Below are 22383 nucleotides of genomic sequence, written 5' to 3' on the forward strand. Positions count from 1 at the left end.
TTTTACGTCGTGGTGTCGTTGGATAGCGCGTCCAGCAGGCCGAGCATGGCCTGCGCGGCAAGTTCGATGTCGTCGCTGGTGGTGGATTCGCGGGGGTTGTGGCTGATGCCGCTGTTCTGGCCGCGCACGAACAGCATGGCCTGGGGCATGATCTCGTGCAGCTTCATGGCGTCGTGGCCCGCGCCGCTGGGCATGCGGTGCACGGGCACGCCCAGGGCGTCCACGGCGCGTTCCCAACGCTGCTGCCAGCGCGGGTCGCTGGGCGCGGCGGCCGCGCGCATGGTTTCCTCGATCGCGTAGCGCAGGCCGCGCCGCTGGCAGATGGCGGCCAGCTCGGCCAGCACGTCGTCCACCAGCGCGTCGCGCTGCGCATCGCTGGGCGCGCGCAGGTCCAGGCTGAAACGGCATTCGCCCGGCACGACATTGATCGACCCGCTGGGGACCTCGAACATGCCCACGGTGCCGACCGAGTCGCCATCGCTGGCGGCGCGCCGTTCGACGTAGAGCGCCAGTTCGGCGGCGGCCACGGCCGCGTCGCGCCGGCGGTCCATGGGCGTGGTGCCCGCGTGGCTGGCCAGTCCCAGGATCTGCACCTGGTGCCGCACGCAGCCATTGATGGACGTGACGACGCCTAGCGGCAGGCCCAGTTCATACAGGACGGGCCCCTGTTCGATGTGCACCTCGACAAAGCCCAGGTAGGCGGCGGGATCGCGCCGCAGCGCCGCGATGCCGTCGATATCGAGGCCGGCGTGCGCCATGGCCTCGCGCATGGTGACGCCGTCGGCATCCTTCTGCTCCAGCCATCCGGGGTTGAAGCCGCCGATCAGCGCGCCCGATCCCAGGAAGGTGGCCCGGTAGCGCTGGCCTTCTTCTTCGGCGAAGGCGATCACTTCAATGTCGAACGACAGGCGCCGGCCCTGCCGGTGCAGGGCGCGCACGCAGGCCATGGGCACGAAGATCCCGAGCCGCCCGTCGTACTTGCCGGCATTGCGCACGGTGTCGTAGTGGCTGCCGGTCATGAGGACGGGCGCGCCGGGCCGATCGGCGCGGTAGCGGCCGACCACGTTGCCGACCGCGTCGATCCCGACCTCGTCAAAGCCGCAGTCGTGCATCCATTGCGACAGGCGCGCGGCGCAGGCCCGGTGCGCGTCGGTCAGGTACGTGACCGTGAGCTGGCCCTTTTCGGCGTAGCCGGGATCGCTGTAGGCGCTGAGCGCTTCATGCCAGTCCCAGATGTCGTTGCCGAGGGCGGGTTCGCCGAAGCGCGCGCGCAGACGCAGTTCGGCCATCCGGTGCAATTGGCGCAGCGCTTCTTCCTGTTCGGCGTCAGGCGGATTGTCCAGGCGCCGCGACAGGTCTTCCAGGAGGCTCGCCCCGTCCAGCGGCGTGCCGCGGGGGCCGCGATCGGCGGCGATGAATCCGAAGCCGAAGCGGGCCGCGTATTGCGCCGTGAGCTGCGCCAGGCGCTCGGCGTCCGCAGCATCGGCGCCGGGCAGGGGCCCGAAGGCGGGTTGGGCGCGCAGCAATGCCAGGCGCGTGTCAAGGCTGGCGTCGTCCACCGCCTGGCGCAGGCGCTGGCGCAGGTCGGCGACGGACCGAAAGGGTCGCGAGCGCAGCGCCTGCTCGGCGACCCAGGGCGCGTGCGGGTACAGATCGGCAAGCTGCGCCTGGGCCTGGGCAGCCGGGGCGGCGTTGAGATCGTCTAAAGGGTCGGCCATGTGGGTCCTGTTCAACGGGCGGGATCAAAAGGGTGCGTGGCTTTCCAGTGGCGCGCGATGTCCAGGCGTCGGCACACCCAGACGCGGTCGTGGCGCGCGATGTGGTCCAGGAATCGCTGCAGCGCGACGATGCGCCCGGGCCGGCCCAGCAGGCGGCAGTGCATGCCGATGCTGAGCATCTTGGGCGAGTCGTCGCCCTCGGCGTAGAGCGCGTCGAAGCTGTCTTTCATGTACTGGAAGAAGGGCTCGGCGTGCGAGTAGCCCTGCGGCAGCGCGAAGCGCATGTCGTTGCAGTCCAGGGTGTAGGGCACGATGAGTTGCGGCGCCACCGAGCCGTCGGTCTTGCGCACCTGCATCCAGAACGGCAGGTCGTCGCCGTAGTAGTCGCTGTCGTACTCGAAGCCGCCGTAATCGGCCACCAGCCGGCGCGTGCGGGGGCTGTCGCGTCCCGTGTACCAGCCCAGCGGACGTGTGCCGGTCAGCGCCGTGATGGCGTCCATGGCCAGGCGCATGTGTTCGCGTTCCGTGGCTTCGTCCACGTCCTGGTAGTGGATCCAGCGCCAGCCATGGCAGGCGATCTCGTGGCCCAGTTCGACGAACGCGGCGGCGAGGTCGGGATGGCGCTGCAGGGCCATCCCGACGCCGAACACGGTCAGCGGCAATTGCCGCTTTTCGAATTCGCGCAGGATCCGCCACACGCCGGCCCGCGAGCCATATTCATAGATGCCCTCCATGCTGAGATGGCGGTCCGGGTAGCTTGCCGGATTGAACATCTCGGACAGGAACTGCTCCGATCCCGCGTCCCCATGCAACGCGCTGTTTTCGCCGCCTTCTTCGTAATTCAGCACGAACTGCACGGCGATGCGCGCGTTGCCCGGCCATCGGGCGTGGGGAGGATTGCGTCCGTATCCGATGAGGTCGCGGGGGTAGGGCAGCGTGGCGTCGTAGGCGGGCATCGGCGGGACGGCAAAGGGCGGGCGGCTAGGGGAAGGGGGGCGGCGAGCCTGGCGGTTCGCCGGTGTTGCATCGGTCTTGCACGGGGTTTTCATGGTCTTTCATGTATACAAAGTATGTACATCAAATACCAGCGCCCGGCCACCCGAGATTGCCCTAGCCGGGGCCCGCACTGTCATTTCCGGCGATTCCGGGGAGATCGGTGTTGCAATCTTTGAACAACGCGGCGCCCATGAAGTCGATGAAGACCCGCAGCTTTGGCGCCAGATGCTTGCTCGATGGCCACAGCAGCCGGAAGGTGCCCTCGTGCTGCACGTGCCGGTCCAGCACCGATACCAAGTCGCCCCGTTCCAGCGACGGCCGGACCAGGAAGTCGGGCAGGCACGCGATGCCCAGGCCCGCCAGCGCGACATCCAGCAGGGCCGCGGACGTGTTGCAGGTCATCGAGACCGGCAGCGCCCATTCCGGCGCGTCGGGGGCGCGCGTCCAGGGCCAGGGTTCGAGTTTTCCGGTGGTGGGAAATTTGTGCTGCAGACAGGCGTGATGCGCCAGGTCGGCGGGCGATGCCGGCGTTCCGCGATCTGCCAGGTAGGCGGGCGACGCGACCAGCAGCAGCCGGTACGTGCCGACCGGACGCGACACCAGGCGCGAGTCGGTGGGCTCGCCGGTGCGCATGACGACGTCAAAGCCCTCGTTGATCACGTCGACCAGGCGGTCCGAAAAATCCACGTCCAGCTCGATGGCGGGGTAGCGGTGCATGAAGTCCGTCAGCGCCGGCATGACCAGCATGCCCACCAGAGGCAGGCTGATCCGCAGCCGGCCGGCAGGCGCTTGCCGGGTCTCGGACAGTTCGAGTTCGGCCGATTCGACTTCGCACAGAATGCGGCGGCAACGCTCGAGGAACAGCGCACCCTCGGCGGTCAGCGTGATGCTGCGCGTGCTGCGATGGAACAGACGCACGCCCAGCCGCGCTTCCAGCCGGCAGATGCCCTTGCCGACCGTGGACGAGGACACGCCGAGGCTGCGGGCCGCCTCGGAAAAATTGCGCGTTTCGGCGGCCTGCACGAAGAAGGCAATGGCGCTCAGGGATTCGACCATGCAGGATTAAGGAAAATTTGTCGGAATTGTTTTGAACATTAGCATTATTGTCGCGAGCCCCTCTGGGCGCGACCTTGGCTGCCTTCGATCAACCCGTCCAGCCCGGCGCCCACAGTCAGCGCGGGCCGGGCTTCAACAAGGCAGAGCATGAGCAGTTCAACAACCCGGATTCCCGAGGGCGGCGCGGATGGGGCGCGCCTGCCGATTGCATCGCTGCTGGCGCTGGCGTTGGCAGGTTTCATCACGATCCTGACCGAAGCGCTGCCTGCGGGCCTGCTCCCGCAGATCAGTGCCGGCCTGGGCATTTCCGAAGCGATGGCCGGCCAGATGGTGACCGTCTACGCCATCGGCTCGCTCGTGGCGGCGATCCCCCTGACCGCCGCGACACAGGGCGTGCGCCGGCGACGGTTGCTGCTGGCGGCGATTGGCGGATTCGTCATCGCCAATACCGTCACCACGGTATCCACGCGCTTTGAATGGATCATGGCGGCGCGTTTCCTGGCGGGCGTGTCGGCCGGGCTGCTGTGGGCGCTGGCGGCAGGTTACGCCGCCCGCATGGTGCCGGAGCGCCATAAAGGGCGCGCCATCGCGATTGCCATGGTGGGCACGCCCCTGGCGTTGTCTCTCGGTGTGCCGGCAGGCACCTTTCTGGGCAATCTGGTGGGCTGGCGGTCGTGCTTCGGCATCATGAGCGCGTTGGCGTTGATCCTGATGGCGTGGGTGCGCGTGCAGGTGCCGGACTTCGCCGGGCAGGCGGCCGGCGAGCGGGCGCCGCTGCGGCGCGTCTTCACGACGCCGGGCGTGCGCGCGGTGCTGTTCGTGGTGTTCGCGTTCGTCCTGGCGCACAACATTCTCTACACCTACATTGCGCCCTTCCTGGCCGCGGCAGGCATGGCGGATCGCACGGACGCGATGCTGCTGGTGTTCGGCCTTTCGTCCTTGCTGGGACTGTGGGTCATCGGCGTTCTCATCGACACCCATCTGCGCGCGCTGACGCTGGCCAGCACGGCGTTGTTCGCCTTGTCCGCGCTGGCCCTGGGCGTGCGGGGCGATGAACCCGTCGTGGTGATCGTGGCCGTGGCCGCATGGGGCCTGGCTTTCGGGGGCGCGCCGACGCTGTTCCAGACGGCGATCGCGCATACCGCCGGCGGTGCGGCCGACGTGGCGCAATCGATGCTGGTCACGGCCTGGAACCTGGCGATTGCGGGCGGAGGGATCGTCGGGGGCGTCCTGCTCGCCCGCGCGGGCGTCGCCGCATTCTCGCCCGCGCTGCTGGCACTGCTGGCCGCGACGCTGGTGGTGGCGGGCGCGGCCAGCCGTCACGGCTTTCCGGGGCAGCGCGGGCGAGGCGCCGGCCTTACCGCAGATCCCCGCAGGGCCACCCCGTAACGCCGAAGCCGCCGTTATCCGTTGCGGTAGAGAAAGCTGTAGGCGTTGATCGCCGGCACCCCTCCCAGGTGCGCATACAGAACCTTCGATCCGGCGGGAATCTCCCCTTTGCGGATGATGTCCATCATCCCCTGCATGGATTTTCCTTCGTACACGGGGTCGGTCATCATGCCTTCCAGCCGGGCGCAGGTGCGGATGGCGTCATTGGTTTCGGGCGAGGGCAGGCCGTAGGCCGGATAGGCATAGCGCGTGTCCAGCACCACGTCCTTGTCTTCGATCGGCTTTTCAAGTCCCACCAGATCGGCGGTGCGCCGCGCAATGCGCAGGATCTGGGCCCGAGTCTGGTCGGGCGTGGCCGATGCGTCGATGCCGATGACGCGGTCGGCGCGCCCGTCGGCCGCAAAGCCCACGACCATGCCGGCCTGGGTGCTGCCCGTGACCGCGCAGACGACGATGTAGTCGAACTTGAAGCCCAGCTCGGCCTCCTGGCGCCGCACCTCTTCGGCAAAGCCCACGTAGCCCAGCCCGCCCAGTTCATGGTCCGAGGCGCCCGCCGGAATCGCGTAGGGCTTGCCGCCGCGCCGTTTGACGTCTTCCAGCGCCTCTTCCCAGCTCTGGCGAAAGCCGATGTCAAAACCCTGGTCCACCAGCCGCACGTCCGCGCCCATCAGGCGGCTCATCATGATGTTGCCGACGCGGTCGTAGACCGCGTCCGAATAATCCACCCAGTTCTCCTGGACCAGCACGCAGGCCAGGCCCAGCTTGGCGGCTACCGCCGCGACCATGCGGGTGTGGTTGGACTGGATGCCGCCGATGGTGACGAGCGTGTCGCAGCCTTGCTCCAACGCCTGCGGGATCAGGTATTCGAGCTTGCGCAGCTTGTTGCCGCCGAAGGCCAGGCCGCTGTTGCAGTCCTCGCGCTTGGCGTAGATCTCGACCTTGCCGCCCAGGTGCTGGGACAGGCGGTCGAGCTTTTCAATGGGGGTGTCGCCGAAGGTCAGGCGATGGCGGGGGAAACGTTGCAGATCCATGGGGGCTCCTGGTGATCCTGGCAGGGTCCGCGCCAGCGGCGGGACTTGCAAAAATCATAGAAATCATGGGGTTGCGGGGTCAATTGCGTATTTTTTTAAATCGTTAAATCAAAAAATCGTTTATTCGGATTAATGGATTTATTATTTCGAAAACAAAATCCGCCACGAAATATAATTTTCAGGGACGTATCGCATGACCGCCGTTTTCACGCTCGACCGCATCGACCGGCAGATTCTGCGCATCCTCCAGGAGGACGCGCAGATCACCAACCTGGACCTGAGCGCGCGCGTGCACCTGAGTCCGGCCGCGTGCCTGCGGCGCGTCGAACGGCTAAGGAGCGAAGGCGTCATCAGAAAGACCGTGGCGCTGCTGGAGCCCGCCGACGTGGACATGGCCACGCTGGTCATCGTGGGCGTGGTGCTGGACCGCTCCACGCCCGACTCGTTCACCGACTTCGAGGAAGCGGCCAAGGGCATCAGCGGCTGCCTGGAATGCCATCTGGTCGCGGGGGAGTTCGACTACTTCCTCATGCTGCGCATACGGGATCTGGAACGCTTCAACAAGCTGCATGCGGGCGAGATCATCAAGCTGCCTGGCGTACGCCAGATCCGTACGTTTTTCGTCCTGAAAGAGATCATGTCGACCACCGCGCTTCCGGTTTGACGCGGCTTAAATGCAACACTTGGCTTTCAGGCAAATCAAAATGACGCGCTGCGGCATTTTGGATTGCCAGATTTTGGTGGCGCGTAGACGGCGCAATGCCAGGGGTTCAATGGACATTCCGATGCCGCATGAAAGCATTCCGAAAGCGCTTTGCGCGGCACAAAATTGCCGGAAGACGCCCGTAAACTCAAAGGGTTATACTCTTCGACCATAGGCTTTCAGGGCTTGTACGCGCCTTCTGCCCCTGCTATCCGCTTAACGGGAAGCCCGTGTCGCGGAAGGTTTTCCTGCATCGTATCGAGTGAAGCACTCGTAAAGGTGAAGCGATATGTCTTCGGAAATAGAATCTCTATCCACGTCTTACCTCTTTGGGGGTAATGCCCCCTATGTCGAGGAGCTTTACGAAGCCTACCTCGATAACCCCGGTTCGGTTCCTGACAACTGGCGCGAATATTTCGACCAATTGCAGCACGCTCCCGCGACCGACGGCCAGGAATCCACCCGCGACCAGGCCCACGCTCCCATCGTCGAATCGTTCGCCCAGCGCGCCAAGGCCAATGCCTTCGTGCAACGCGCCGCCGAACCCGACCTGAGCGTCGCCAGCAAGCAAGTGTCGGTGCAATCGCTGATTGCCGCCTACCGCTCGCTGGGCTCGCGCTGGGCCGACCTGGATCCGCTCAAGCGCCAGGAACGTCCGCCGATCCCCGAACTCGATCCCGCCTTCTACGGCCTGACCGAAGCCGATCTGGACCAGACCTACTCGGCCACCAACACCTACTTCACGACCGCCAGCACGATGACGCTGCGCGACATCCTGAAGGCGCTGCGCGACACGTACTGCCGCAGCATCGGTGCAGAATTCACCCACATCTCCGATCCCGCCGCCAAGCGCTGGATCCAGGAACGCCTGGAAACCACGCTGGGCGCGCCCACGTACACGGCGGAAGAAAAGCGCCACATCCTGCAGCAGCTCACCGAGTCCGAAGGACTGGAACGCTTCCTGCACACCAAGTACGTCGGCCAGAAGCGCTTCTCGCTGGAAGGCGGCGAAAGCTTCATCGCCTCGATGGACGAAGTGGTCAACCACGCCGGTGAAAACGGCGTCCAGGAAATCGTGGTCGGCATGGCCCACCGCGGCCGCCTGAACCTGCTCGTGAACATCATGGGCAAGATGCCCGGCGACCTGTTCGCCGAGTTCGAAGGCAAGCACGCCGAAGGCCTGACCGACGGCGACGTGAAGTACCACAACGGCTTCTCCAGCGACCTGTCCACGCGCGGCGGCCCCGTCCACCTGTCGCTGGCCTTCAACCCGTCGCACCTTGAAATCGTCAACCCCGTCGTCGAAGGCAGCGCCCGCGCGCGCCAGGAACGCCGCGGCGATGCCGAAGGCAAGCAAGTGCTGCCGGTGCTGGTGCACGGCGACGCGGCCTTTGCCGGCCAGGGCGTCGTGATGGAAACCCTGAACCTGGCCCAGACGCGCGGCTACGGTACGGGCGGCACCCTGCACATCGTCATCAACAACCAGATCGGCTTCACCACGTCCGACCCGCGCGACTCGCGTTCGACGCTGTATTGCACCGACGTGGTCAAGATGATCGAAGCCCCGGTGTTCCACGTCAACGGCGACGACCCCGAAGCCGTGGTGTTCGTCACCAAGCTGGCCCTGGACTACCGCCTGCAGTTCCGCCACGACGTCGTCGTGGACATCGTCTGCTTCCGCAAGCTGGGCCACAACGAACAAGACACCCCGTCGCTGACGCAGCCCCTGATGTACAAGCGCATCGGCCACCACCCCGGCACGCGCAAGCTGTACGCCGACAAGCTGACCACGCAAGGCGTGCTGGCCGAAGGCGAAGCCGATCAGCTCGTCAAGGACTACCGCCAGCTCATGGAAGACGGCCAGCGCACCATCGAACCGGTGCTGACCGACTACAAGAGCAAGTACGCCATCGACTGGTCGCCGTTCCTGGGCGCCAAGTGGACCGACCAGGCCGACACCGCCGTGCCGCTGGCTGAACTGAAGCGCATCGGCGAACGCATCACCACCGTGCCGGAAGGCTTCACGGTGCACCCGCTGGTCGCCAAGCTGCTGAACGACCGCCGCACCATGGCCAAGGGCGAAATGAACCTGGACTGGGGCATGGGCGAGCACCTCGCCTTCGCGACCCTGGTGTCCTCGGGCTACGCCATCCGCATCACCGGCCAGGACTCGGGCCGCGGCACGTTCACGCACCGCCACGCCGTGCTGCACGACCAGAACCGCGAACGCTGGAACGACGGCACCTACATTCCGCTGCAGAACGTGTCGGAAGGCCAGGCGCCGTTCACCGTCATCGACTCCGTGCTGTCCGAAGAGGCGGTGCTGGGCTTTGAATACGGCTACTCCAGCGCCGAGCCCAACACGCTGACCATCTGGGAAGGCCAGTTCGGCGACTTCGTCAACGGCGCCCAGGTCGTGATCGACCAGTTCATCAGCTCCGGCGAAGCCAAGTGGGGCCGCCAGTCGGGCCTGACCCTGATGCTGCCGCACGGCTACGAAGGCCAGGGCCCCGAGCACTCGTCGGGCCGCATCGAGCGCTTCCTGCAGCTGTGCGCCGACAACAACATGCAAGTGGTCCAGCCGACCTCGGCCTCGCAGATCTTCCACGTTCTGCGCCGCCAGATGATCCGCCCGTTCCGCAAGCCGCTGGTGCTGTTCACGCCGAAGTCGCTGCTGCGCAACAAGGACGCGGGTTCGCCCCTGACCGACCTGGCCGGCGGCAGCTTCCGCCCGGTCATCGGCGAGGTCGACGAGGCCATCGACGCCGGCAAGGTCAAGCGCGTGCTGGCTTGCTCGGGCAAGGTGTACTACGACCTGGTCAACGCCCGCCGCGAGCGTGGCGCCGACCACGTCGCCATCGTCCGTGTCGAGCAGCTCTATCCGTTTGCGCACAAGTCGTTCGAAGCCGAACTGCGCAAGTATCCGAAGGCCACCGAAGTCATCTGGGTGCAGGACGAACCCCAGAACCAAGGCGCCTGGTTCTACGTTCAGCATCACGTGTACGAGAACATGGTCGAAGGCCAGAAGCTGGGCTACGCAGGCCGTGCCGCGTCGGCATCGCCGGCCGTGGGCTACCTGGCCAAGCACCAGGAGCAGCAGAAGGCCCTGATCGAAACGGCCTTCGCGCCCAAGTTCAAGGTCATGTTGACGAAGTAACCTTTACTTGATGCACGCGCCGCGGGCGGCAAGCGTTCCGGAACCCCGTTTCGAACCTTGCCGCGCCGCGTGACAAGAACACACTCTCTACGGAATAAACAAAATGGCTATTACCGACGTCGTCGTTCCCCAACTTTCCGAATCCGTCTCCGAAGCGACCCTGCTGACCTGGAAGAAGCAGCCCGGCGCTGCCGTTGAAGCGGACGAAATCCTGATCGAAGTCGAAACCGACAAGGTCGTGCTGGAAGTGCCGGCCCCCGCCTCGGGCGTGCTGTCCGAAATCGTCAAGGGCGATGGCAGCACCGTGACCTCCGGCGAAGTGCTGGCCCGCATCGACACGGCCGCCAAGGCTGGCGCCGCCGCCACCGCGCCCGCCGAAGCCCCCAAGGCCGCTGAACAAGCCGCCGCCGCGCCGGCCCCCGCCGCTGCTGCCCCGGCCTCGACGGCCGCCGCTGGCGTCGCGTCGCCCGCCGCCTCCAAGATCCTGGCCGAGAAGGGCGTTGACGCCGCTTCCGTGGCTGGCACCGGCCGCGACGGCCGCGTGACCAAGGGCGACGCCCTGGCCGCCAGCGCGCAGCCCAAGGCCGCGCCCGCCAAGGCTGCCGCCGCGCCCGCCCCGACCACGCTGTCGCTGGATGGCCGTCCGGAACAGCGCGTGCCGATGAGCCGCCTGCGCGCCCGCATCGCCGAGCGCCTGCTGCAATCGCAACAAGAAAACGCGATCCTGACGACGTTCAACGAAGTCAATATGCAGGCCGTGATCGACCTGCGCGCCAAGTACAAGGACAAGTTCGAAAAGGAACACGGCATCAAGCTGGGCTTCATGTCGTTCTTCGTCAAGGCCGCCGTTGCCGCGCTGAAGAAGTACCCGCTGATCAACGCCTCGATCGATGGCAAGGACATCATCTACCACGGCTACTTCGACATCGGTATCGCTGTCGGCAGCCCGCGTGGCCTGGTGGTGCCGATCCTGCGCAACGCCGACCAGCTGTCCATCGCCGACATCGAAAAGACCATCGCCGACTTCGGCCGCCGCGCCGCTGACGGCAAGCTGGGCATCGAAGAAATGACCGGTGGCACGTTCTCGATCTCCAACGGCGGCGTGTTCGGTTCGATGCTGTCGACCCCGATCATCAACCCGCCGCAATCGGCCATCCTGGGCGTGCACGCCACCAAGGATCGCGCCGTCGTCGAAAACGGCCAGATCGTCATCCGCCCGATGAACTACCTGGCCCTGTCCTACGACCACCGCATCATCGACGGCCGCGAAGCCGTGCTGGGCCTGGTCGCCATGAAGGACGCCCTGGAAGATCCGCAGCGCCTGTTGCTGGACCTGTAATCTCGACGCCCCTGGCCGGCGCCGCGCGCGACCCGCAAGTCGCGCGGCGCCCGGGCCGGCTCCCCGCCGGCCCGCAGCACGACCACGCTGGGCAGGAAGTGCGCTTCTTCATCCCTCATCCGCGAGAACACTATGTCCAAACAATTTGACGTCGTCGTGATCGGCGCAGGCCCCGGCGGCTACATCGCCGCCATCCGCGCCGCGCAGCTCGGCATGTCGGTCGCCTGCATCGACGCCTGGCAGAATGGCCAAGGCGGCCCGGCTCCCGGCGGCACCTGCACCAACGTCGGCTGCATCCCGTCCAAGGCGCTGCTGCAATCGTCCGAACACTACGAGCAGGCCAACCACCACTTCGCCGAGCACGGCATCGAAGTCAAGGGCGTCAGCCTGAAGCTCGACACGCTGATCGGCCGCAAGAACACGGTGGTCAAGCAGAACAACGACGGCATCCTGTACCTGTTCAAGAAGAACAAGGTCACGTTCTTCCACGGCAAGGGCGCGTTCAGCGGCCAGGTGGAAGGCGGCTGGGCCATCAAGGTCACCGGCACCGCCGAGGAAGACCTGATCGCCAAGCATGTCGTCGTCGCCACGGGCTCGTCGGCGCGTGAACTGCCCGGCCTGCCGTTCGACGAAAAGGTCGTGCTGTCCAACGACGGCGCACTGAACATCGGCGCCGTGCCCAAGACGCTGGGCGTCATCGGCGCTGGCGTGATCGGCCTGGAAATGGGCAGCGTGTGGCGCCGCCTGGGTTCCGACGTCACCATCCTGGAAGCGATGCCGGAATTCCTGGCCGCCGCCGACCAGCAAGTGGCCAAGGAAGCCCTGAAGGCCTTCACCAAGCAAGGCCTGAACATCCAGATGGGCGTCAAGATCGGTGAGATCAAGGCGACCGCCAAGTCGGTGACCGTGCCTTACGTCGACGCCAAGGGCGCCGAGCAGAAGCTGGTCGTGGACAAGCTGATCGTCTCGATCGGCCGCGTGCCCTACACCGGCGGCCTGAACGCCGACGCCGTGGGCCTGAAGCTGGACGAACGCGGCTTCGTGGCCGTGGACGGCGACTGCAAGACCAACCTGCCGAACGTCTGGGCGGTGGGCGACGTGGTGCGCGGCCCGATGCTGGCGCACAAGGCCGAAGAAGAGGGCGTGGCGGTTGCCGAGCGCATCGCCGGCCAGCACGGCCACGTCAACTTCGACACCGTGCCGTGGGTCATCTACACCTCGCCGGAAATCGCCTGGGTCGGCAAGACCGAGCAGCAGCTCAAGGCCGAAGGCCGCGAGTACAAGGCCGGCAGCTTCCCGTTCCTGGCCAACGGCCGCGCCCGCGCGCTGGGCGACACCACCGGCTTTGCCAAGGTGATCGCCGATGCCAAGACCGATGAAGTCCTGGGCGTGCACATCGTGGGCCCGATGGCCTCGGAACTGATCTCGGAAGCCGTGACCATCATGGAATTCCGCGGCGCCGCCGAAGACATCGCCCGCATCTGCCACGCGCACCCGACGCTGTCGGAAGCCGTGAAGGAAGCCGCTCTGGCCGTGGACAAGCGCGCGCTGAACTTCTAAGCCGCGCTTGACCTCTGCAAGACCGGGGCGGGTTCCAGGACCCGCCCTTTTCTTTATTGCCCTGTTGTTTATCGCCTTTTTTCATTCAGCCTGATCCGGTTCCCACATGAACGTCAGCGAATACTACGAACACGCCTTGGCCGAACGCGGCTACAAGCCCGACGAAGCGCAGAAGAAGGCGATCGACCGCTTGCAGCGCTATTACGACGAATGGGTCAAGTTCAAGTCGATGCGCTCGAACGCGCTCAAGAAGCTGTTGAACCGTCCCGACGTGCCCCGGGGCGTCTATCTGTGGGGCGGCGTGGGCCGCGGCAAGAGCTTCCTGATGGATGCGTTCTACGCCACCGTGCCGGTCGTGCGCAAGACGCGCCTGCACTTTCACGAATTCATGCGCGGCGTGCACCGCGAGCTGGAGGAAGTGAAGGGCATGCAGGATCCGCTGGACGAGGTCGCCAAGCGCGTGGCCAAGCGCTACCGGCTGATCTGCTTCGATGAATTCCACGTGTCCGATGTGGCGGACGCGATGATCCTGCACCGCTTGCTGCTCAAGCTGTTCGAATACGGCACGTCCTTCGTGATGACGTCCAACTACGAACCGTCCACGCTGTACACCGACGGGCTGCACCGCGACCGCGTGCTGCCCGCCATCGCGCTGATCCAGTCGCGCATGGACGTCATGAACGTGGATGCGGGCGTGGACTACCGCCGCCGCTCGCTGGAGCAGGTGCAGAGCTACCACACGCCGCTGGACGAGCACGCGCAGCAGGCGCTGCAGGCGGCCTTCGATGCGCTGGCCGATACGCCGCCGCAGGAGCCCGTGCTGCACATCGAGCATCGCGAGATCCGCGCGCTGGCGCTGGGCGGCTCGGTGGTGTGGTTCGATTTCGCCACGCTGTGCGGCGGTCCGCGTTCGCAGAACGACTATCTGGAACTGGCCAACCGCTTCCACGCGGTGATTCTTTCTGGCGTGCCGCGCATGGGCCCCCGCCAGGCGTCCGAGGCGCGTCGCTTTACCTGGCTGATCGACGTGTTCTATGACCACCGCGTCAAGCTCATCATGTCCGCCGAGTGCGAGCCCGAAGAGATCTACACGCAGGGCGCGCTGGCCAACGAGTTCCATCGCACGGTCTCGCGCATTCTTGAAATGCAGTCGCGCGAATACCTGGAATCGGAGCGCCGCCTGGCCGCGACGTTGTAGCAATGCCTCACCCGGTCCTATTTTCAAGGACCGGGGCCGTCTGTCATTGTTAATGCAAGTCATTATCAATTAAGATTCCGAGACTTTGGTTCACCGCCGCAGTCTCAACCTTGTCCTCCACCTTGCTTTCCTCGTCGGGTCCGTGCGTCGACACCCCGGCCGCGCCCGTCGATGGCTTGTATCGCGAACATCGCCCCTGGCTGTTCGGATGGCTGCGCCGCAAGCTCGGCTGCGAGCACCGCGCCGAGGACCTGGCGCAGGACGTATTTGTCCGGGTGATCCAGGGCCGCAAGCAGGTGCGCGCCCATGAGGCCCGCGCACTGCTCACCACCATTGCCAAGGGCCTGGTGGTGGATCACCAGCGCCATGCCGCGCTGGAGCATGCCTACCTTGCCTATCTGGCCGCCGTGCCAGAATCCTATGCGCCGTCTCCCGAAGCGCAGGCCGAGCAGTTGCAGGCGCTGGTCGAACTGGACCGCCTGTTGGACGGGCTGCCGCCCAAGGCCCGCGCGGCGTTCCTGCTGTCGCAGCTGGACGGCCTGACCTATCCCGAGATCGCCGAACGACTGGGCGTGTCATTGAGCTCGGTGCAACAGTACATGGTGCGTGCGATGTCCGCGTGCTATGCGGCGATCCATGCCTGACGCCGCCGACGCCGCAAACGGCGCGCCATCGGACGCCGTGGTGCGCGAGGCCATCGCCTGGTGGACGCGGCTGCAATCCGGGGTGGCCGACGCGGGCGAGCAGCAGTCCTGTCGCGACTGGCTGGCCCAGGATCCCGCCCACCGCGTGGCGTGGGACCGGCTGCAGGCCATCGGTCGCGATGCGCGCCGGGTGCCGGCGGCGTTGGCGCACACCGCGCTGCACGCGCCGGCATCGCGCGGGCGGCGCACCGCCCTGCGCAGCCTGCTCGCGGTGGCCGGCGTGGCCGCCACCGGGTGGACGGGCTATCGCCACGCGCCCTGGCAGCGCCTGGTCGCGGACTACAGCACCGCCGTGGGCGAGCGCCGCGCGCTCGCCCTGGCGGACGGCCTGCGCGTCACGCTCAACAGCGACTCGGCGGTGCGCGTCAACGTCCGCGGCAGCGCGCGCGACATCGATCTGCTGCGCGGCGAAATGCTGGTGCAGGCCGACCCGCGCCCCGGCGCGCAGGCGCTGCGGGTGGACACCGGCCATGGCGAATTGCGCGCCGAGCGTGCGCGCTTCGACCTGCGGCGCACGGCCGACGACGTGCGCGTCGGCGTGTACGAAGGCAGCGTCGCGCTGCTGCGCCAGGGTGTCCTGACGCCCCTGAGCGCCGGCGAACGGCTGGCCTATGCCGACGATGCCGACCTCGGCCGCGCCGCGGCGGACCCGGATGGTCTCGCCTGGGTGGACGGCATGGTGGTGGCCAAGGAGTGGCGCCTGGACGACTTTGCCGGCTATCTGGCGCGTCAGCGGGTGGGCGTGATCCGCGTCGATCCCGCGGTGGCGCATCTGCGGTTGTCGGGCGTGTTTCCGCTGGACGACGCCGAACGGGCGCTCAAGGCGCTGGAGCACACCTTGCCCATCACCGTCACGCGCCATACGCAGTATTGGCTGCAGGTCGGCCCCCGCGACGCCTGACTGTTACACATTTTCTTGCCGGCGCATTGCAGGTTTTGCATCCCCGTACGGAAAGCAGAAGAAACCACCGTACAGGGAGATCTTCGTGTCCGCTTCATTCCATCCGCGCCTGCGCGCACCGATGACCGCCGGCCGCCAGGCCATGCTGGCCGCCACCTGCGCGGGCGCGCTGGTCGCCGGCGCGCCGGCGGCCTGGGCGCAGTCCACGCCGGCCGCGGCGCCCGCCACCGTCAACGCGCAACGCACTTTTCAGATTCCGGCCGGGCCGCTGGCCGATGTGCTGACGCAGTTCGCGCGCAGCGCGGGGGTGGTGCTTTCGTTCGATCCGGCGCTGGTCCGGGGCCGGCGTTCGGAAGGGCTGGACGGCGCCTACACGGTGGGCGCGGGCTTTGCGCGCATCCTGGCGGGCAGCGGCCTGCAGGCGCGCGCGCGGTCGGGCAATGCCTGGACCCTGGCGCCCGCGCCGGTCTCTACCGGCGATGCGCACACGCTGGCGCCCGTGACGGTCACGGGCCTGTCGGACAGCGCCTACGCGCCCACGGTGGGATACGTGGCCACCGCCAGCGCCAGCGCCACCAAGACCGATACGCCGCTGATCGAGACGCCCCAGTCGGTGTCGGTGATCACGCGCGAACAGATCACCGAGCAGGGCGCGCAGACGCTGAACCAGGTGCTGCGCTACACCGCCGGCGTGGCCACGGAGTCGCGCGGCGCCACGGCGACGCGCCTGGACCAGTTCACCGTGCGCGGGTTTTCGGCGTCCACCTACCTGGACGGGCTGCGCGTGTTCGGCGGCCGCGATGCGCTGCCGCAGGTGGACGCCTTCCGCCTGGAACGCGTGGACGTGCTCAAGGGGCCGGCGTCGGTCATGTACGGGCAGGGCGGCCCCGGCGGCGTGGTGAACCAGGTCAGCAAGCGGCCGCTGGACGAGCCGCTGCGCGAAGTGGGGCTGCAGGTCGGCAACTACGATTTCCGCCGCGCGAACGTGGACTTCGGCGGCCCCATCGATGAAGAAGGCAAGTTCCTCTACCGCCTGGTGGGTTCGGGCTACATGTCCGACGGCCAGGTGCGGGACACGAAGGAGCGCCGCTATTTCGTGTCGCCGGCATTCGCCTGGAAGCCCAATGCCGATACCTCGCTGACGATCCTTACGAATTTCCAGCACGATCCCGACATGGGTTCGTACGGCGCCTTGCCGGCCATGCGCACCCTGCTGCGCGCGCCCGATGGCTTCCAGCTGCCGGCGGACTACTACGACGGCGACGCCAACTTCGAGAAAAGCGACCGCAAGAGCTATTCGCTGGGCTATATCCTGGATCATCGCTTCAACGACACCTTCAAGGCGTCGCAAAGCCTGCGCTGGACGCATTCGGACGCGAAGTACCGCAGCGTCTACGGCGCGATGACCAACTACTACGGCTACACGGACAGCAGCTATCTGTACCACCAGCGGGCGTCGATCGCGACGGACGTGGACGTGGGCGCGCTGACCCTGGACAACAACCTGCAGGCGCGGTTCGACACCGGCAGGATCGGCCACAACGTGCTGGTGGGCTTTGACTACCAGCACGTCAAGACCGACACGCTGTCGGGCTTTGGCTCGGCGCCGCCGCTGTATGTGAAGAACCCGGACAATTTCCAGAACATTCCGGTGCCGGCGTTCTCCAGCGACGCCTCCACCACGCAGTACCAGACCGGCGTGTACTTCCAGGACCAGATCCGGATCGACCGCCTGTCGTTCCTCCTGGGCGGGCGCTATGACTGGTCGCGCAACGTGGGCGAGACGAAGGCCATCGCCTCGGGCCGCGTCACGCCGTCGGCGCTGAACGCGGAAGCGTTCTCGGGCCGGTTCGGCGCGATCTACAACTTCGACAACGGCGTGGCGCCGTACTTCAGCTATTCGGAATCGTTCGAGCCGCAGTCCGGCACGGGGTGGAACAACACGCCGTTCAAGCCGATCGAGGGCAAGCAGTACGAAGTGGGCATCAAGTACCAGCCGCCGGGTTCGGCCACGATGCTGACCTTCGCGGCCTTCGATATCCGGCGCGAGAACATGACCACCACCGATCCCGATCCGACGCACCTGTGCGGCACGGCGGGCGGCCGCTGCTCGATCCAGGCGGGCGAGCTGCGCACGCAGGGCATCGAACTGGAGGCCAAGACCGAGCCGATGCGCGGCCTGTCGCTGATCGCCGCGTATTCGCTCATGAACAACGAATACACCAAGGCTTATCCGAACGCGTCCGGCTTTGACCTGACCGGCAAGACGCCCGTCGCGCTGCCGTCGCAGCAGGCGTCGGCGTGGGCGCGCTACCAGCTGCAGGAAGGGCCGCTCGCCGGCCTGGGCGTGGGCGGTGGCGTGCGCTATATCGGGTCGTCCTACGCCAACGAGGCCAACACCATGAAGGTGCCGAAGGTCACGCTGGTCGACCTGATGCTGGACTACGACCTGGGCCGCGCGTCGCCCGCGCTCAAGGGCATGCAGGTCGCGCTGAACGTGCAGAACCTGTTCGACAAAGAATACGTCGCCTCGTGCTCGGGCGATTCGTGGTGCTGGTTCGGCTACCAGCGCTCCATCAAGGCCAGCTTGCGGTATCGCTGGTAAGCCGGGGGAAGGGCGGCCCGCGCGGCGGGTCGCCTGCGCTTTGCACGTCGATCGGGTCTTTTTGTCTTAACGAGAATCGTTATAATTCAGGCCTTATACAGGGAAAGGCGGATAAGCTCGGGCCCCCTCCCACCCCCGGGTCCGCCACCGTCCCGCAACCACCTGATACTCCACGTGAAAGCTCCCGCAGCCGGCGCAGGCATGATGCGCTACCGATTCGCCGTTCTTTCCCGCGCGACGGCCGCCATCCTGGGCGGCTATGCCCTGGCCTCGGCGGCGGCGGCCTGCCTGGCGGTCTGGCTGCCGCTGGGACGGGCGGACGCCGTGACTGCGGCGCAGATGCTGTCCTTCGTGGTCTACGCCTGCGGCGTGATCTGGGTGTTCGCGACACGCAACGCCTGGCGCGCCTGGGCCGGCATCCTGGGCCCGGCCGCGCTGCTGGGCGGACTGTTCCTGGCCCATCGTCTGGCGGCGGCCGCATGAAGGCCGCCCAGCCCAAGGCGCCCGGCGAAGAGGGCCTGCGCCAGTCCATGTCCTGGCTGCACACGTGGGCGGGCCTCATCTTCGGCTGGGTGCTGTTCGCCATGTTCCTGACCGGCTCGCTGGCCTTTTTCCGGCCCGAGATCACGCGCTGGATGCAGCCCGAGATCCAGGTGCAGCCAGCGCCCGCCGTCCAGGCGGTCGAGACGGCGCAGCGCTATCTGGCGGACCATGCGCCCGACGCCAGGCGCTGGTTCATCACGCCGCCCTCGGATCGCGAGCCGCTCATCCAGTTGCTATATCAGACGCCCAAGCCCAAGCCGGGCGAACGCGGCTTCGTGCGCGTGAAGCTGGACCCGGCCACCGGCCAGGCCGTGACGGCGCGGCAGACGCGCGGCGGCGACTTCTTCTACCGCTTTCATTTCGAGCTGGAAACCGCGTTTCCGTGGGGACGCTGGCTGGCCAGCATCGCGGGCATGTTCATGCTGGTGGCGATCATCAGCGGCATCATCACGCACAAGAAGATCTTCGCCGACTTCTTCACCTTCCGCCCGAAAAAGGGCGGCCAGCGCGCCTGGATGGATGGCCATAACGTGTTGTCGGTGCTCGGCCTGCCGTTCCACCTGATGATCACGTTCAGCGGCCTGGTGCTCTTCATGGTGATGCTGATGCCCGCGGGCATCCTGGCCGTGTACGACACGCCGCGCGCCTATACGAACGAGGTCTTCAAATCCTCCCAGGTCACGCCGCCGCAGAACCGGCCCGCGCCGTTGGTTGCCATCGCCCCGCTGGTGGAACAGGCGCAGCAGCATTGGCAGGGACGGCTCGGCCGCGTGACCGTCAATAACCCGGGCGACGCGGGCGCCACCATCACGCTCGTGCGCAGCGTGAGCGACGGGGTGTCGTACGGCCTGTTGGCGCCCTATATGCGTTTTGACGGCGCCACGGGCGCGCTCCAGGAAGCCCAGGACGAACGCAGCGCCACCGCGGCGACGGCGGGCGTGATCACCGGCCTGCATCTGGGCCTGTTCGCCGAACCCGTGCTGCGCTGGTTGTATTTCCTGGTCAGCCTGGCCGGCACGGCCATGGTGGCGACGGGCCTGGTGCTGTGGATCGCCAAGCGTCGCCAGAAGGCGCGGCCGGGCGACGCGCGAGAAGCGTTCTCGCTGCGCCTGGTGGATGGCCTGAACGCGGGCACCATCGCCGGCGTCGTGTTCGGCGTGGCCGCGGTGTTCCTGGCCAACCGGCTGCTGCCGGCCGACATGCCTGGCCGCCAGGTCTGGGAGGTTCGTGCTTTTTTCCTGGCCTGGGGCGGGTCCCTGGTCTACGCCTTCCTGTTCCCGCGCCGCAAGTGGCGCGACCTGCTGGCCGTTGCCGCGGCCGCGCTGGCCCTGGTGCCGGTGGTCAATGCGCTGACCACGAACCGGCATCTGGGCGTCTCCCTGCCGCAAGGCGACTGGGTGATGGCGGGTTTTGACCTGACCTGCCTGGCGAGCGCCCTGGTGTTCGGCTGGATGGCGCGCAGGGCCGCCATGGCGCGCCAGGCGCCCACCCGGACGGCGGGCAAGCCGCGCGCCGCGCGCAGCGAGACGGTCAAGGCCGCCGTTGCCGCCGCATCTCCTGCTGCGACTCCTGCTGCGACCCCTGCTGCTTCCTCCACAGCCGCCGTTTTCCCCGCCCCGCACGAACCGGCCGTCCCGGCTGCGCGGCCGCAGACCCCACTTGAACCGCGAGGTGAGACGCCATGACGCTGGCCGCCTTCTGCCTGGCCTACGCGGGGTTTTCCGCGCTGTGCCTGGGCATGGACCGTCACTACGAAGACCTGTTCGACCGGGTCCTGCCGCGCCGCCATCGGGTGCCGTTGCGGCTGTTCGGCTGGGGCGCGCTTGCGCTGTCCTTGTGGGCGTCGGCGGCGGTCTGGGGGTGGAGCTACGGGACGGTCGAATGGATCGGCATTCTCAGCATCGCGGGCCTGCTGCTGATCTGGTTCCTGACGTTCCGGCCGCGCGCGGCCCTGACCGCCGGCGGCCTGTGCGCGCTGGCCGCGCCGGTGCTGGCGGTGTGGTAGGCGGCGGGGCCGGCGCGCCGCGGCACGTTACACTGACGGCTTCCCCAGCAAACCGCCATTTCGCCTCATGAATACCCGCGTCCTTACCGGCATCACCACCACTGGCACTCCCCATCTCGGCAACTACGCAGGCGCGATCCGCCCGGCGGTCCAGGCCAGTACGCAACCCGGCGTGGACGCATTTTTCTTCCTGGCGGACTACCACGCGCTGATCAAATGCGACGACCCGGCGCGGGTCGCCCGCTCGCGCCTGGAGATCGCCGCCACCTGGCTGGCGGTGGGCCTGGACCACGAGCGCGTGACGTTCTACCGCCAATCGGACATTCCCGAGATCCCCGAACTGAGCTGGCTGCTGACCTGCGTGACGGCCAAGGGCCTGATGAACCGCGCGCACGCGTACAAGGCCTCGGTGGACCAGAACGTGGCCAAGAACGTCGATCCGGATGACGGCATCACCATGGGTCTGTTCTCGTACCCCATCCTGATGGCCGCCGACATCGTCATGTTCAACGCGAACAAGGTGCCGGTGGGCCGCGACCAGATCCAGCACCTGGAAATGGCCCGCGACATCGCCCAGCGCTTCAACCACCTGTACGGGCGCGATTACTTCACGCTGCCCGAAGTGGTCATCGAGGAAGACGTGGCGACGCTGCCGGGCCTGGACGGCCGCAAGATGTCCAAGAGCTACAACAACACGATTCCCCTGTTCGAAGGCGGCGCCAAGGCCTTGCGCGCTTCCGTGATGCGCATCGTGACCGACTCGCGCGAACCCGGCGAGCCCAAGGACGCCGAGTCCTCGCATCTGTACACGCTGTATCGCGCGTTCGCCACGCCCGCGCAGTCGGCGGCGTTTCGCAAGCAGCTCGAAGAGGGCATGGGCTGGGGCGACGCCAAGCAGGCGCTGTATGAACACTTGGAAACCCTGCTGGCGCCCATGCGGGAAAAGTACGTCGACCTGATCGCCAATCCCGGCCGCATCGAAGACATCCTGCAGGCCGGCGCGGCCAAGGCGCGCAAGCTGGCCGTGCCGTTCATGCAGGAACTGCGCGAAGCCGTGGGCCTGCGCAATCTGGGCGCGGGGGCGGTGGCGGGCAAGGGCGCCCCGGGCAAGAAAGAAAAGTCCAAAGGCGCGCGCTTCGTCAGCTTCCGCGACGAGGATGGCGGCTTCCGCTTCCGCCTGCTGGCCGCCGACGGCGAGGAATTGCTGCTGTCGCAACGCTTTGCCGATCCCAAACAAGCCGGCGCCGTGATGCGCCGTCTGCAGTCCGAGCCCGCCGACAGCGTGTTGCAGGCCGATGCGCAAGGCGTCGGCGCGGTGGTCGATGGCGTGACCGTGGCCACGGCGCCTGCTGGCGCCCAGGGCGAGCCCGCCACGCTGCTGGCGCGTACGCGCGACGCGCTGCTGTCTCTGTCGCAGGAATAGCCCACGGACCGGGGCGGCGCGCGCCATGCGCGCCGCCGGTTGCGGCCAGCGCTTC

The 22383-nt window shown here is 67.0% G+C and carries 17 protein-coding genes; 13 read left to right on the plus strand and 4 right to left on the minus strand.

The annotated features are described in order from the left end of the window. Positions 1-2: 2 nt before the first annotated feature. The 3 genes from BXA00_RS16355 to BXA00_RS16365 all read right to left on the minus strand — a co-directional run bounded on the left by BXA00_RS16355 (position 3) and on the right by BXA00_RS16365 (position 3770). Positions 3-1718: a hydantoinase/carbamoylase family amidase gene (locus BXA00_RS16355; RefSeq protein WP_076519457.1), complete on the minus strand. Its 1716-nt coding sequence runs from the start codon at positions 1716-1718 to the stop codon at positions 3-5. 11 nt (positions 1719-1729) lie between these two features. After that, positions 1730-2674, minus strand: coding sequence for an allantoinase PuuE (gene puuE, locus BXA00_RS16360; RefSeq protein ID WP_076519458.1), 945 nt, complete (start codon positions 2672-2674; stop codon positions 1730-1732). 154 nt (positions 2675-2828) lie between these two features. After that, complete coding sequence (locus BXA00_RS16365; protein WP_076519459.1) at positions 2829-3770, minus strand: LysR family transcriptional regulator; 942 nt, start codon at positions 3768-3770, stop codon at positions 2829-2831. A 147-nt stretch (positions 3771-3917) separates the two neighbouring features. Between BXA00_RS16365 and BXA00_RS16370 the strand changes: the two genes are divergently transcribed. Continuing rightward, positions 3918-5159 (plus strand): MFS transporter, encoded by a 1242-nt coding sequence (locus BXA00_RS16370; RefSeq protein ID WP_076519460.1) that lies wholly within the window; start codon positions 3918-3920, stop codon positions 5157-5159. Positions 5160-5173: 14 nt separating this feature from the next. Here the strand turns inward: BXA00_RS16370 and BXA00_RS16375 are convergent, their stop codons facing one another. Further along, positions 5174-6190: a 1-aminocyclopropane-1-carboxylate deaminase gene (locus BXA00_RS16375; protein WP_076519461.1), complete on the minus strand. Its 1017-nt coding sequence runs from the start codon at positions 6188-6190 to the stop codon at positions 5174-5176. A 193-nt stretch (positions 6191-6383) separates the two neighbouring features. Between BXA00_RS16375 and BXA00_RS16380 the strand changes: the two genes are divergently transcribed. From BXA00_RS16380 to BXA00_RS16435, 12 genes are all read left to right on the plus strand, one after another. Then, on the plus strand, positions 6384-6854 hold the full coding sequence (locus BXA00_RS16380; protein WP_076519462.1) for an Lrp/AsnC family transcriptional regulator: 471 nt from the start codon (positions 6384-6386) through the stop codon (positions 6852-6854). Positions 6855-7182: 328 nt separating this feature from the next. Further along, entirely contained in the window at positions 7183-10050 is a 2868-nt protein-coding gene (locus BXA00_RS16385; protein ID WP_076519463.1) for a 2-oxoglutarate dehydrogenase E1 component, read from the plus strand. A 103-nt stretch (positions 10051-10153) separates the two neighbouring features. After that, positions 10154-11389 (plus strand): 2-oxoglutarate dehydrogenase complex dihydrolipoyllysine-residue succinyltransferase, encoded by a 1236-nt coding sequence (odhB, locus tag BXA00_RS16390; RefSeq protein WP_076519464.1) that lies wholly within the window; start codon positions 10154-10156, stop codon positions 11387-11389. 132 nt (positions 11390-11521) lie between these two features. After that, entirely contained in the window at positions 11522-12949 is a 1428-nt protein-coding gene (gene lpdA, locus BXA00_RS16395; protein WP_076519465.1) for a dihydrolipoyl dehydrogenase, read from the plus strand. Positions 12950-13055: 106 nt separating this feature from the next. Beyond that, the gene (gene zapE / locus BXA00_RS16400) at positions 13056-14147 is read left to right on the plus strand and encodes a cell division protein ZapE (RefSeq protein WP_076519466.1); all 1092 of its coding nucleotides are present in this window, start codon (positions 13056-13058) and stop codon (positions 14145-14147) included. A gap of 110 nt (positions 14148-14257) precedes the next feature. Next, positions 14258-14791, plus strand: a complete 534-nt coding sequence (locus BXA00_RS16405) for a sigma-70 family RNA polymerase sigma factor (RefSeq protein ID WP_076519467.1) — start codon at positions 14258-14260, stop codon at positions 14789-14791. Beyond that, entirely contained in the window at positions 14784-15752 is a 969-nt protein-coding gene (locus BXA00_RS16410; protein ID WP_076519469.1) for a FecR domain-containing protein, read from the plus strand. The genes BXA00_RS16405 and BXA00_RS16410 overlap by 8 nt, the downstream gene beginning before the upstream one ends. Positions 15753-15894: 142 nt before the next feature. Further along, entirely contained in the window at positions 15895-18357 is a 2463-nt protein-coding gene (locus BXA00_RS16415) for a TonB-dependent siderophore receptor (RefSeq protein WP_076521972.1), read from the plus strand. 201 nt (positions 18358-18558) lie between these two features. After that, on the plus strand, positions 18559-18840 hold the full coding sequence (locus BXA00_RS16420; protein ID WP_076519471.1) for a DUF3649 domain-containing protein: 282 nt from the start codon (positions 18559-18561) through the stop codon (positions 18838-18840). Continuing rightward, complete coding sequence (locus BXA00_RS16425) at positions 18837-20585, plus strand: PepSY domain-containing protein (protein ID WP_076519473.1); 1749 nt, start codon at positions 18837-18839, stop codon at positions 20583-20585. Before BXA00_RS16420 ends, BXA00_RS16425 begins: the two co-directional genes overlap by 4 nt. Continuing rightward, the gene (locus tag BXA00_RS16430; RefSeq protein WP_076519475.1) at positions 20582-20905 is read left to right on the plus strand and encodes a DUF3325 domain-containing protein; all 324 of its coding nucleotides are present in this window, start codon (positions 20582-20584) and stop codon (positions 20903-20905) included. The genes BXA00_RS16425 and BXA00_RS16430 overlap by 4 nt, the downstream gene beginning before the upstream one ends. Before the next feature lie 67 nt (positions 20906-20972). Further along, on the plus strand, positions 20973-22328 hold the full coding sequence (locus BXA00_RS16435; protein ID WP_076519477.1) for a tryptophan--tRNA ligase: 1356 nt from the start codon (positions 20973-20975) through the stop codon (positions 22326-22328). The last annotated feature ends 55 nt before the right edge of the window (positions 22329-22383 follow it).

This window comes from Achromobacter sp. MFA1 R4 (assembly GCF_900156745.1).
Lineage (GTDB): Bacteria > Pseudomonadota > Gammaproteobacteria > Burkholderiales > Burkholderiaceae_B > Achromobacter.